Source organism: Bradyrhizobium cosmicum (assembly GCF_032290525.1).
Classification (GTDB): domain Bacteria; phylum Pseudomonadota; class Alphaproteobacteria; order Rhizobiales; family Xanthobacteraceae; genus Bradyrhizobium; species Bradyrhizobium cosmicum_A.
In genome coordinates, this window is sequence record NZ_JASXTA010000005.1 from 1 (window position 1) to 12,954 (window position 12,954).

The window sequence follows — 12,954 nt, forward strand, 5'->3', positions numbered from 1 at the left end:
AGAACCTCGTCACCAACCCGGCGACGGTGACGACGACGATCACCGATGACAGCGATCCGGTGACGGCGACGCTGACGACCTCCAGCACGACCGTCTCGGAATTCGGCGGTTCGATCACTTATATTGTGACGCTGTCGAGCGGATTGAGCCCGTTTACCCCGAATTCGCCACTGGATGTGCTGTTGAGCAATGGTGAGCACGTCATAATCGGCGCGAATGCGAGCAGCGGCTCGGTTACCAGAACGTATACGGATGCGGAGATTACCAGCCAGGGCTCGATCGTCGATTCCATCAATAGTGTCGGCGGCGCTGCGCAATATGAGCAGTTGCTCACCACGGGGACGACGTCCGTTCCAGTCGTCTATTCCCCGACGGTCTCCGTTGGGCCGAACAACGGCCTGCCCGAAGACACGCAAGAGGGAATCCAGTTCACGGCGACCGTCGGCAGCAGCTCGCACGTCACGCAGATCGTTGTTTCCGGTCTCACCGGATGGAATGTGGACGCGACGGCTGCCAACATCGCGCTCACGGGAGGCGGTGGCACTGCTTCGGTCAGCAGCGCCTCGTTCAATAGCGGTGTGCTGACCATCAATATCGCCGGTGCTGCCGATGGTGCGGCCGTGACGGCGGCGGTGCTCATGTCGCCGCCTCTCAACAGCGACGTGGACGCCACGGTTTCGATGACGGCGACGGCCGCGCAGGGGGCTACGACGTCCACCAGCGCGGCAACGCCGGGTATCATCTACGTCGACGCCGTTGCGGATGCGCCCGCGCCAGTAACCGGCCAGTCGCATATCATCTTTGTGAAGGACTCGGCCAGTGACACCAACTCGGCATTCAGCAATGGCGAGACCGGGTCGCTGCAGATCAAGACGACGTTTGGGGACGTGCACGACGGGTCGGAGACCCACGTACTGGATATCCACCTACAGACCGGGTTCACGGCAGCTCTCGCGGCCAGCGGGACCATTACCGGCACATACAACGGTATCAGCACAAGCTTCAGCTACACCTACAGCAGCGGAACCGGCAATATCCACATCATCGTTCCCAATGATGCAGCCCTGAACCCGAACGCAGGCCAGACGGCGACAATCGATCTAAGCTTCGCCGTGACGGCGCCGCTGACGGGAACGCTGCCGGACAACCTGAACTTCAGTGTCACCGCAACATCGACGGAAGCCATTCTCTCCGGCGGGGGCGTGGGTGCCGTCAACGCCGACGTGACCAGCGACAACATCGCTACGTTCCTGGACAGCACGGCCATTCCGGCCGCCAGGCTGTTGGCTGGCGCCTTCAAGACCAACACGAACAGCAATGTTCAGGAAGCGATTCTCAGCTTTATCGACGAGGCGCAGCCTCTGGATGCGTTCGCGCAGCTTATGACATTCCAGGGCACTGGCCAGGCATCGACCTTCGCCGGCGACGCGGGCTTCAATATCACCGGCTCGCATACGTTCGAGGTCGTCATGGAAGCCGCCTTTACCGCGACGAGCCAGGTCAACGTGACCGATTTCACGTTGAACAACGTTGCGATGGTCAAGGACAGTGCCGGCGTTACAACCAAGATCGAATACTTGCTCAGTGGCAACACCGCTGAAGCGCTGACATCGGAGATCGTGCCTGACGGTGCCCACAACGCCGACACCTATGTGAATTCGCAAGATGGATCCAGCGCTGCCAATAACCCGCTGACCGGCACCGGCGTCAACGGCAACTACGTCTATGGATTTGACGGCAATGACACCTTGGTCGGTGGAGCCGGAAATACGTTCCTGAACGGTGGCGCCGGCGCCGACGTCATCACTGGCGGCGTCAAGAACGACGTCATCGTGTTCGATACGAACGACACCAGCGTCAATGGTGGCGCCGGGTTCGACATTCTTCGTATCGATGACGGAGCGATCTACAACACCTCCTTCCAGGTCAGCGGCGCGCCGACCGGCGCTCTCTCCTCCGCCAATTCGCACCTCACCGGCGGTGTGCAGCTGTATGACGTCGACCTGTCGACTGAGAACCTGACCAACTTGGAAGCGATTCTGCTCACCGCGGAGGCGTCCGCCAGCAGTTCATTTGGCACCGAACTGCACGGGCTGACCGCTGCCAATGTGGTTGCCTTCACGGGCGGCGCAGGGGCGATCAACGGCCAGACGGGCACGGCCAACACACTCTTCGTCATCGGATCGACAGGTGATGACGTCCAGCTCACCAACTTCACCGAGACCGCAACGACCTTTACCTCGTCGGGAGGGCAGGTCTTCCATCAATGGGTCTCGACCGCCGGCCCTGCGGCGACGCTGTTCATCGACAACGACCTGCAGGTGAATCACGCCGCGCAGGCCTAGTCTTCCGGCAAAGGCTGACGGCACCGGAAAGCGGCTCGATAAGAGCCGCTTTCCATTCGTCTCACATCAGCAGCGGGAGCGCGCCCGGCCAGGACCCGCCCGCGGCGATGTCCGTGTCGCCCCATTCAGCCCGTTCACCACTGGCTGCCGGCGCAGCCTCTGTGGACGCGGCGAACTGGCGCTGAGCGTAGGGGGCGGCGAACAGGTGGACGCCGGCGTGGTCGATGGCGAACAGCGGGGCCAGGTTCGTCGCCCCTGAATCCTCGATCAGCTCGGAGCGGCGGTTGTCAAGCACGAGCCACTGTCCGTCGAGGCGCGCGGCGAGCACGGCGTGGTCCTGCCGCACGGCGCGGTCGCGGACCAGCACGAGCCGCAGATCTTCGCGCGGGAATCCGGCCTCGCGCAGTGCGACGTATTTCGCGATTGCATAATCCTCGCAATCACCCTTTGCCGTCGCGAAGGTCTCCAGCGGCGAGCTCCAGCGATCGGCTTCGCCGTGCTGCGCGTAGTCGCTCACGTAGCGGACGACCATGTTGACGGCGCGATTGGCCTCATCGAGCCTCGCGCGCCCCGATTTCGATTTGACGGCGCCGATCAAGCGCAGGAACTGGGCGGCGTTGGAAGGGCAATCGCCGGCGTCGGTCTGGCACCGTTTCAGTGTCTCTGCGTCCCGGTTCAACTTGGTCTCGAGGCCCCGCCATTTCTGCCACAAGAGGCCTTCGGGCGCCCGGAAGGTGAAGAGGCCAAACGGCTCGTCGCCCTTCCCCGGCAAGGGCCTGGGCTCAGGGGCCGCGTCGGTCGCGATGTTGGAAGGCGTCAGCGCCGCGACGCGGACTGCATTCGGCCCACGGCCGCGCATGGCATCGAGCTTCGCCAGCACGTCGTTGATGCGAAAGAACGTTGCAGGTGCGCGCGCTGCCGCGTCGATGCCGGGTGCGAGAGTATCCTGGGCGTCCTGAGCCAAGCCGTGATCAGCCAAGCTGTTCTGGGTCAAGCCGTCATCGGCCCGGGCAGGCGATGTCACGCCGGCAACGATCAATGTAACCAGCCCCACGCCAAGTGCGCACAGGCGTTCCCGCTGCAATTCCCAATGCGGTGTCATAGACGACGTCCCTGCGCCGGGAGCGTCGTCAACGTCTATTGCGTCGATCCACGCCCCGATCCTGTTGTCGGATCGAGACTGAGGTCCGCGACGCTTAGACGAGGTTAAAGCGGAGGCGGAGGCAGGAGCCTTGTCGCAAAGACGGTCTATCCCGCGCTTCGAGGGACCGGCAAATTGTCGCCGCGATCTTTGCGCGGCGTTAACCTTGCCGAGGGCTCAACGCTCGCGCAGGGCTTCGTCGCGTAGCGTACGGGCCGGCCTCACCAGATAATCGAGAACCGACTTCTCGCCGGTCAGCACCTCGACCGTCGCGACCATGCCGGGAATGATCGGGAGCGGCTTCTGCTCCGTGCCGAGGTGGTTCTTCTCTGTCCGCACCATGACGCGGTAGAAGCTCTCCTGGCGTTCCGGCGTCTTCTCGGCCTTGTCGTCGACGATCGTATCGGCACTGATACGCTCGACCTTGCCCTTCAGCGAGCCATAAACGGACGAATCGTAGGCCGAGATCTTCACCACGGCGTCCTGGCCGGGCCGAATGAAGGCGATGTCTTGGGGCTTGATGCGGCCTTCGACCAGCAGCGTATCGTCGAGGGGGACGATGTCCATCACGTTGGCCCCGGGCTGCACGACGGCCCCCACGGTGGTCACGTTCAACTTGTTGACGATCCCGTGCACGGGCGCCTTGAGGTCGGTTCGTCGGACCCGGTCCTGCGCTGATTTGATGTTTTCATCGAGCACGGCCAGATCGCCCTTGGACTTCGCAAGATCTTCGTCCGCCTGGGAGCGGAAGGAAGAGACCGTGCTCGCGATCTTGGATTGGGCCTCCGCGAGTTGTCCTCTCATCTCGGTCGCCTGGCGGTCGAGCCGCAACATCTCGATTTCCGGCACCACTTTTTGCTCGTACAGCTTGCGGGTCAACGCCAGCTCCCGATCCAGCAGTTTGAGTGTCCCCCCGAGCCGGGTGACCTGCTGGTTCAGAACGTCGACATCTTGCGCCAGTTTCTGCGCGCGCATCTTGAACACACTGCTTTCCGTGGCCACGGCCGCGGGCACCACCTGGTCAAGCCGGTCGGGAAAAATCAGCTCGCCCTTTCCTCTGGCTTCGGCCTCTAGTCTGGTGACACGGGCCGCCATGGCAGCTCGCCGTTCCCTGATCTCACCGAATTCAGAGGCAAATTTCGTGTCGTCGATGCGCATCAGGGATTGGCCCTGCTGGACGATCGCTCCCTCCTGGATGAGGATATCGCCGACGATCCCGCCTTCGAGCGACTGCACCACCTGCATCTGACGTGCGGGCACAACGCGGCCATTGCCTCGCTTGACCTCGTCCAGCACGGCGAAATGAGCCCAGGTCAGGAACGCGGCGAGCATGGCAAGGGATGCTACGAGCAGCATGCGGGAGGTCCGCGGCGCGCGAAGCGCGGCGGCGGCCCGAACATCGTTGGCGAATGCGAAATCAGACGACATTGGATCTGGCCATGGGTGAGGCGGGTTGCTCGGCAGCCGCCGGCATCTGGTCCTGGCTCGGCGTCGATGGCGCCGGCTTGCCCTGCAGCAGCGCGAGAACCTTGTCGCGGGGGCCGTCGGCGACCAGTCGGCCGTTATCGAACAGCAGGAGGCGGTCGACCATGTTCAGCAGCGAAAGGCGATGCGTCGAGATCACGATTGTGATCTGCGCTTCGCGCAGCGTCCTCAGGCGATCGAGAAATTCGGCTTCGCTGCGAATGTCGAAGTGGGCGGTTGGTTCGTCGAGAAACAAAATTCGCGGCTTCCTGATGAGCACGCGCGCAAGGCCGATTGCCTGCTTCTGGCCGCCCGAGAGGCTCCGGCCACCTTCCGAAATGGGCATGTCGTAGCCCATGGGATGGCCCGCGACGAACGCCTCGACGCCCGCCAGCCGTGCCGCGGCCAGAACTTCCTCGTCGGTTGCCTCGGGCTTTCCCAGCGCGATATTATCGCGCAGCTTTCCGAAGAACAGTTCGGTGTCCTGCATCGCAAAGCCAACGCCCGACCGCAGGTCGGATGGATCGTATTGCCGCGAATCGACGCCATCGACGAGGATGCGGCCCTCCTGCGCTTCATAGAAGCCGAGCAGAAGCCGCCCGACGGTTGTCTTGCCGGAGCCAATACGTCCGATGATGCCGACCTTCTCGCCGCCTTCGATCTTGAAGGATACCTTGTCGAGGGCCTTGCCGGGCGCATTGGGGTAGGTGAAACTGACGCCGTCGAAAGCGATCGCGCCGTCGCGGATTTGCCGGGAGACATAGGCACGCGCAGGGGATCTCTCGCGCTCCAGCGACATGATGCGATCGATGGCCTTTAGCGAACTCAGCGTTTGCGTTCCGCGCGTGATCACTGACGCGATCCCGGCGATCGGAGCTAGAACACGTCCCGCCAGCATGTTTGCCGCTACCAGCGCTCCGACCGTGAGCTTTCCGTCGAGTATGAGGAATACGCCGACGACGATCAGCGCGAGGCTGGTGAGCTGCTGGGCCGTATTGGCGCTCGTAAGCGCGAGCGAGGCCCAGAAATGGACGTCTTCGCCGGAGCGGGCCGTTGCTGCGACGGATCGCTCCCAAGCCGTTTGCATGCGGGATTCGGCGCCGGTCGCCCGTATGGTCTCGAGGCCGGACAGCGATTCGACCAGCACGCCATGGCGTGCCGCAGCTTCGGCCTGCTGGCGTTTCATGGCCCGGTTCAGCGGGCGCTGCAGTGCCAGGCCGATCAGGAGCATGACCGGCAACATCACCAGAGGGATCCAGGCCAGCGGCCCGGCGATGACGAAGAGGATCCCGACAAACAGCATTGCAAACAGCAGATCTGTCGCGGATACCACGCTGCCGGACGTGAAGAACTCGCGAACTGAATCGAAGTCGCGCAACTGATTGGCGAGAATGCCCACCGAGGCGGGACGCTGCGCCATCTTCACCGCCATCACATGCTCGAAGATGTTGGCGGCGAGGATTACGTCGATCGTCTTGCCGGTGACATCGATCATGCGGCTGCGAACGGTTCGGAAGATGAAGTCGAACGCAATCGCCAGTCCCATTCCGATCGACAGGGCAATCAGCGAAGGAAGCGCGCCATTGGGAACGACGCGGTCATAGACGCTCATTGTGAAAAGGGGCGTCGCCAGCGCCAGCATATTGATCAGAAAGGCGGCAAGCGCGATATGACCGTAGCTGCGCCAATTAACCTTGACCACCGACCAGAACCAATGGCTTCGCGGCAGGTCGCCGGCAGCGACGACGCGTGCATTGCTTTCGACCGTAGCCCTGACGAAGAATGCGTATCCGGTGTAGCCCGCCGAGATGGTCTGGATCGCCTGAAGCTGAGGGATATTGTTCGTCGGGGACGGATCGAGGACTTTGACATTGCTTCCGGATTTGTCGAACTCCAGGAGGATCAGTGTCGTCCCATTCTTCATGATGAGGACGGCCGGCAGCACCAGCGCGGGAATATTGGCAATGTCGCGTTTGACGGCTTCGGTCTGGAGGCCCGCGCGTTGCGCCGCGCGGTCATAGAGCGGAACCGACAACCGACCATCCAGGATCGGCAGTCCGCCAAGGAGTGCGTCACGGCTGACGGCACGGCCGTGGTACGACGCCAGGTAGATGAGCGATGATGCAAGTGGGTCGTCGATTTCGAGGCGACCCGTTACTTGCTTCGGTTCAAACGCAACGGCTCGCTCTGCAACGGAGTGGCCATGCGTGCGCGTTGACTCGGATGCTCGAAACAACAAATGCGAATGTCCAAAATGAAATAATACGGAGCGAAAAGCGAACCGTCATTCCAGCATAGCGGAAAGCGCACTGAATCATTTGGTTAATCGGCAAAAGCACGACTAAAGGTTAATCTTCGAATTGCCTTTTGCCGATCACGGACCGACTGCACCTTGTGGAGTTGGGACTATTTTTGAATCGGCTCGAATGCCGTCGCCAGCCAATGCGGCTTTCTATCGGCTGTGTATGCGGTCACGGGAGAGGTTTGCAGTATGACTGGATCGTTGGTGCTTCGCTGCTGCGTGATCCATTCGGACGCTCCCACCAGGCCCGCCAGATTGGATCGCGACGGCCATCTGTGCTTGAACGCATCAGGTTCGGGCGCTTCGCTCGCGTAGCCCAGACGGGCGGGAACCCGTTCCGGTGCAGGCACGGGGACGTTCAGCGGTTCGGAGCCGGTCTGGGGCAGCTTCACGCGCAGCGTCGGCGCCCTGTAGTCGGGCGTTCCGAAAATCCCAAGATCCATCGGTGCTGCATCAACAGGGGGCGGAGCTTTCAGATATTCGAGCAACGTGCCCATCGCCGCCAAAAGCTGGTAGTCGGCGAACACCACGACGCCGCGAGCCGAAGTCAACGAAACCAACGCGTTGAAATACTGGTTCTGTGCATTCAAAAGGTCGATCAGCGAACGCTGGCCAAGCTCATATTCCTTTTGGAATGCCGCGATCGTCTTGCGATCAGCCTCGAGCTGTCGCGTCAGCGCGGCGATCCGTGTCACGGTTTCCGTCCGCGCAGCCCAGGCCTTGTCGATGGATTCGATTGCATCGCGCTGAAGGCGTGCATGTCGTGCCGTGCTTTCGACGTAGCGCTCGGACATCTCAGTCCGTCGCCAGACATCCTGACCGCCGCGGAAGACATCCCAGGACATGACGACCTTGCCGCTATAGTCGTCGTGAGTAACGCCAAGGTAGGGGTACGTATTGTCGCTGTGTGTTGCTCGGCCCTCAAGCGAGAAGGTCGGAACAAAAGCGCCGTCGGTCACGCGAAACGCATGCTTTGCCGCATCGGCGTCGGCCTGCGCGGCCTGAATGGTGGGATTGAATCGTACCGTAGTTGCAAGCGCCTCGTCGCGGGTTCTCGGCAAGCCGCCGAGCGGTCCCGGGAAACGAAGATTGATGGGTTCGATTCCGACGACCTTGCGGTACCTGGCGCGGGACTCTTCCAGGCTCCGGCGGAATTCAGAGAGCGCCGCGCGCGCATTTTCAACTCGTTCGCGGGCCTGTTCGAGATCACCTTCGCCGGCGCGACCGCCGGAAAAGCGCGTGTTGACGTTGGCGAATATCTTCTCGTGGTTGGCGACGTTCTGCTCGCTGAGCGCCACCAGTCGCAGATAGCGGACGACGTCGACATAGGCTTCCGCTGCGTCCAGAGCGATCAATTCGGTGCGCTCGCGAACGCGGAAAGCCGCTGCGTTGACGCGCGCCGTCTGTCGCCAGATGTCGTGGATCGAGGCGAAGCCATCGAACAAGATCTGCCGGACGACGACGGATTCCTGCGATCCGTTGCGCCAGGAGCCATTTCCGGCGATCGGAACGGGCAGGGCGGTGCCGGTTGTCACGGCCGCGCTCTGGTCGAATTTTTCGGGGCCCCAGCGCGCTTCTACGCGCACCTGCGGAAGCAGCGTGCTCTGGGTCTGTCGAAGTTCGCTCTCGGTGGCGCGGCGGTTGGCCGACGATTCACCGACTCCAGGATTGGTGCGCACCGCCTGCTTCAACGCGTCATTAATGGAGAACGGCTCGGCCGATGCGCTGCCGCAAGGAGCCAGAGCCAATGCAGTAAAAACGAAAATTGTGTGCTTGAACAATTTGACCTCCGCCCGCTCCCGAAAATTCGGTCGGGGGCCCCCCCATGAAATTGCCTGAAGCTTCGCAAGGACTGATCCCACAAGCTAGGCACAATGCGGGAAAACTGTGCAAATATGCGGGTTGTCGCTTTTCTGCCACGTTCGAAACCGCTGTTTAGGTGTAATAATACCTGCATCGCCGGGGGCAGAGGAAAGCGGCGCCACCTTTTTGCCCCTTCAGTGCGACGGAGATTCAAGCGCCTCCCGTGCCGTTTTGTGTCTTCGGAGTATGTCCTCGGGACGGTTGTCGACCCGGGCCATGCCGCACGATGCCGTCCCGCCGAGCGACGATCCGTCATTGGCGAACACAAGCCGGGCGTCGAGCCAACCGACCATTCCGCGTTAGCCCGCTGCCCCGGCGTCATCACGACCAACGTTGCAAGCAGGTGCAGCCGATGCCGCGCAAGGAACCATAATCCGGCGGGATTGCTTGATTATCGGCCGTTCGGTTGAAACGGCGCGATGCCCGCCGCGCCTCCTTGGTGGCCAAGATTGCTCTCACGAAGGGAGGGAAATGCGCTTTCTGCTTGCTACGGCAGAGCACCTGGATGATTGTGACGGAGGCGTGAACGAGCATACGTAGAATCGACGTGACTGATTTTTCCAACTGTATTTTTTCGGATTTCCGATGCGCACCCTGTTCATTGTTCTCGGCATTTGGCTGCTGATAAATGTTCTCTTCGTCGTGATCATGATGCCGCCGCGAAAGCCGCGGAGGTCGAATGCCGAGAGTCGACAGAGCGACCTGTCGCCAGCATTGATCAATCCGAACAGCCGACTGGTCGAAGCGGATGAAGGTTTTTCGCTTCGGCATGCAATCATTGCCGTCGCGCTCGGCTCCTTCTTTTCTCTGACCCCGCCGTTGCTGCAAGCTTACGATGCCATCGCGGCATTCATCAGAAAGCGCCGCCGAGACGAGGGTGACGGAAATTCAGCGGATCCTCCCTCTCGCTAAGTCAGGGCGCGATCACCATTTCGAACCGGAGCGCTTCACCCGCTCCAAACGTTCCCGAATTTTCCCAGAAATTCCGCAACGTCCCGAGTTACATGGACTTTTCGCCCTAGGTTCCAGAAAACTTCCAACATTCCGTCCAACACGATTTTCTGAATGCCCGAATTTTCTCATACGGCGTAATGGCGCATGGCATTTCGTTCGGCGCGTACCGAGTGAGTTCAAGAAGCTCGATCGGCGTGGCGTCATCAAGCATTCGACGCGCATTCGCATCGCCGATGATCGCGCGGGACATCGCGCTGCACGCGTTGCGGAGCAGCTCAATGAACAGCTTGAGATGTTCTGGAGCAGCCTTGCTGGCGGGCATAAGGCACATCTCAACAGTTATGAAACCGCCCGGCGCCAGGCACGTGCGCTTGGCTTTGACTACATCGAGAACCAGCAACTCCTGAAGGCAGCACCCGAAGCGCGGCTTGAGCGTTTGGAAGCGCTCGTCAATGCCGGGCTCGCAAACGACAACGGTGCGCGCGCCGCACTTCGAGATCACGTCTGACGATGGCATCAATTACTGCGAATTGTGGCGCGGCCGGGTGATTGAAGGCGAGTCCGAACCCAAGACCGCCAACAAGGATATCGGCCAGCTGAGCCACATCAAGGTCAGCACACGTCGTCGTCTGGGCCTGGAGGACATCTTCTGCGGCCTGCGCCTGAAGGGCGAGATCGAGCGGCCCCGTGTTCCGTACGATACCGAGTTCATTCAGCCATCGTCCTGAAAGCTCCGATCCCGTATGTGAAGATCCTGCCCGAGGGACGCCGCCTGAAGACTGCCGATTCCCAGCGCGAAATCCCGTTGGTCGGTGCGGCGCTAGCCGCGATGAAGAAGAGGCCACAGGGATTTCCGCGCTATCGCGACAAGTCGTCCAATCTGTCGGCCGTGGTGAACAAGTTTCTTCTGAACAATGATCTTCGCCCGACCAAGGATCACACCGTCTATTCGCTGCGGCACAGCTTCAAGGACCGACTGATCGCCGCCGAAGCGCCGGACAGCCTGATCGACAACCTCATGGGTCACAAGACCTACAAGCCTAAGTACGGGAAGGGGCCGTCGCTCGAACTCAAGCTGAAGTACCTTCAGCGGATAGCTCTCCAGGCGCCCGCGTCGCTGTAGGCCGTCAGGCGACGCGCTGTCGGCGCGTAAGGCCTGGCGATGACGGTATCTGCCGCACGTCGGGGAAAGCCCAAGAGGAGGCTCTTCCAAGTTTGAGTCCGTCTAGTGCCCCGATTGATTCCGATACTTGCTGAAGGTGCCACCCCTCAGCGTCACCCAAATTTTCCTGTGAATTCAAGGCCGAAAAGTTGCGACGGATGCGCCGCGGGATTTGTCCGTCAGCTCCAAGGATTTGTGCTTGGAGATCAACACCGTAATATCGACCTAGAGACTAAGTGAGACGGCATGCACTGGTAAAAATGACGGGTAACTCATGAACTACAAGGATTTAGGCATAACATTTCTGTATCACTCCGCCGCGCCCGATCTCGCCATATTTGCTGGTACTGTCGAGGGCAGGTTTTTAGGGGCTCCGTTTCGGTCGGTTCTGTACCATCATGGTCCATGATGGTATCTGGCGGCGAACGAACGGAGAATACCTTGTTGACCGATGCGGGACTTCAGAAGCTCAAGCCTGGCAAGAAGCTTTACAAGCGCGGCGACCGCGACGGCATGTACGTTGCCGTCCTGCCCATCCATGGACGCAAGCAGATCTCTGAAAGTGGCGACCACACCATCAAGGTGGTGCACTGATGCGCGCCGCGTTGAAAGTGGTGGTGGCCGCAATACTTGCTATGCCGGCTACGGCGGCTCTGGCGAAGTCTCCGGACTGCGCGAGTTGGCCGACGAACATGGCCCTCACGCACCTCAAGAATGCCGGCCTGATTGATATCCCATCAGTGATCGAGGCGCAGACCAAGGCCGTTCGTCTCGCATCCGAAAAGATCGGCAAAGACCTCTACCAGCAGGTTTACGATATCACGTTTCACACCAAGGACGGCAAGAAGATCGAGGTCATCACGAAAAACCAAGCATCAAGCGAGGAATGCTCGATGAGCGGCGTCGATATCTACGTGGTCTCGAAGAAAATCGACGGGTCGGCAGGGCAGCCATCTGACGGCACGACTAAAAAGTGATCCGGCTGCACCGAAAGCTCAAGAACTGTAATTGACCCGCAGCGCACCACGTAACTCCCTCAAATATTCGGTCGCGCGCTGCTCGAAGAAGTTGGCGCGCGCGACCGGCTCTCGACGTCGATCACACGGTCCTAGATCGATTACTGCTCCTTCCTGATCAAATCCTGGAAGATGAGCTGGCCCCAGGTGCGGCCGCGTGCGTGCACCAGCGCGCCGCCCTCGTTGAGCTTTCCGAGCTTGACGGGTGCGAAGCCGAGTTGTTTGGCCAAAGCCGCCACGGGAGCGATTGCGTCCTCGTCGTCACCAGACAGGAAGACGACCCGGTGGCCGCCCTCGACGACCGGATCGGTCGCCAAGGTGGCTGCAATCAGATGATTGAAGCCTTTCACGAGCCCGGCGCCGGTGAACGCCTTCGCGACGACGGCGGAGGACAGAAGACCGTCCAGCTCTTCTCCAAACCCGTTTGTCGCGTCGATGATCGTCTTGCCTTTCCAGCTCGGCAGGGCCTTCGCAACCTCGCGATGCTCGGCGAACGGGACCGCCAGGATGATCGTGTCGGCCTCCAGCGCTTCCCGCAGCGACTTGGAGACAACCGTGGGGCCAATCGCCCGAGCCTGCGGCGCCAACGCCTCGGGCGGCCGGCGGCTCGCGACTGTTACCTCGATGTTCTTGCGGGCGAAGGCATGGGCGAGGGCCTGGCCGATCTTGCCGAATCCAATGATTGCGTGGCTCATGATGTTTCTCCT

The 12,954-nt window shown here is 61.1% G+C and carries 12 protein-coding genes; 7 read left to right on the forward strand and 5 right to left on the reverse strand.

From position 1 onward, the window contains the following. Positions 1 to 2,345, forward strand: a 2,345-nt coding sequence (locus QSV46_RS10500) for a beta strand repeat-containing protein (RefSeq protein WP_314950002.1), incomplete at its 5' end; no start/stop codon positions are given. 61 nt (positions 2,346 to 2,406) lie between these two features. Here the strand turns inward: QSV46_RS10500 and QSV46_RS10505 are convergent. From QSV46_RS10505 to QSV46_RS10520, 4 genes are all read right to left on the reverse strand, one after another. Next, positions 2,407 to 3,447 carry a transglutaminase-like cysteine peptidase gene (locus tag QSV46_RS10505; RefSeq protein WP_314950003.1) on the reverse strand — a complete coding sequence of 347 codons (1,041 nt, stop codon included), beginning with the start codon at positions 3,445 to 3,447 and terminating at the stop codon, positions 2,407 to 2,409. A 216-nt stretch (positions 3,448 to 3,663) separates the two neighbouring features. Beyond that, positions 3,664 to 4,914 (reverse strand): HlyD family type I secretion periplasmic adaptor subunit, encoded by a 1,251-nt coding sequence (locus tag QSV46_RS10510; protein WP_314950005.1) that lies wholly within the window; start codon positions 4,912 to 4,914, stop codon positions 3,664 to 3,666. Further along, positions 4,904 to 7,090 carry a type I secretion system permease/ATPase gene (locus QSV46_RS10515; RefSeq protein ID WP_314950926.1) on the reverse strand — a complete coding sequence of 729 codons (2,187 nt, stop codon included), beginning with the start codon at positions 7,088 to 7,090 and terminating at the stop codon, positions 4,904 to 4,906. The genes QSV46_RS10510 and QSV46_RS10515 overlap by 11 nt, the downstream gene beginning before the upstream one ends. Before the next feature lie 266 nt (positions 7,091 to 7,356). Beyond that, positions 7,357 to 9,033 (reverse strand): TolC family outer membrane protein, encoded by a 1,677-nt coding sequence (locus QSV46_RS10520; protein ID WP_314950006.1) that lies wholly within the window; start codon positions 9,031 to 9,033, stop codon positions 7,357 to 7,359. A 667-nt stretch (positions 9,034 to 9,700) separates the two neighbouring features. Here QSV46_RS10520 and QSV46_RS10525 point away from each other — a divergent pair. From QSV46_RS10525 to QSV46_RS10550, 6 genes are all read left to right on the forward strand, one after another. Further along, positions 9,701 to 10,027: a hypothetical protein gene (locus QSV46_RS10525; RefSeq protein WP_314950008.1), complete on the forward strand. Its 327-nt coding sequence runs from the start codon at positions 9,701 to 9,703 to the stop codon at positions 10,025 to 10,027. Next, a complete protein-coding gene (locus tag QSV46_RS10530; RefSeq protein WP_314950010.1) occupies positions 9,993 to 10,577 on the forward strand; it encodes a hypothetical protein in 585 nt (194 codons plus the stop codon). Before QSV46_RS10525 ends, QSV46_RS10530 begins: the two co-directional genes overlap by 35 nt. After that, positions 10,546 to 10,797: a hypothetical protein gene (locus tag QSV46_RS10535; protein ID WP_314950012.1), complete on the forward strand. Its 252-nt coding sequence runs from the start codon at positions 10,546 to 10,548 to the stop codon at positions 10,795 to 10,797. Before QSV46_RS10530 ends, QSV46_RS10535 begins: the two co-directional genes overlap by 32 nt. 17 nt (positions 10,798 to 10,814) lie before the next feature. Next, positions 10,815 to 11,192 (forward strand): hypothetical protein, encoded by a 378-nt coding sequence (locus QSV46_RS10540; RefSeq protein WP_314950014.1) that lies wholly within the window; start codon positions 10,815 to 10,817, stop codon positions 11,190 to 11,192. A gap of 480 nt (positions 11,193 to 11,672) precedes the next feature. Next, complete coding sequence (locus QSV46_RS41400) at positions 11,673 to 11,825, forward strand: integrase (protein WP_409997163.1); 153 nt, start codon at positions 11,673 to 11,675, stop codon at positions 11,823 to 11,825. After that, a complete protein-coding gene (locus tag QSV46_RS10550) occupies positions 11,825 to 12,208 on the forward strand; it encodes a hypothetical protein (protein ID WP_314950015.1) in 384 nt (127 codons plus the stop codon). Before QSV46_RS41400 ends, QSV46_RS10550 begins: the two co-directional genes overlap by 1 nt. A 140-nt stretch (positions 12,209 to 12,348) precedes the next feature. On the opposite strand, the gene QSV46_RS10555 is transcribed toward QSV46_RS10550, so the two are convergent. Continuing rightward, a complete protein-coding gene (locus tag QSV46_RS10555; protein ID WP_409997164.1) occupies positions 12,349 to 12,942 on the reverse strand; it encodes an NADPH-dependent F420 reductase in 594 nt (197 codons plus the stop codon). Positions 12,943 to 12,954: the final 12 nt, after the last annotated feature.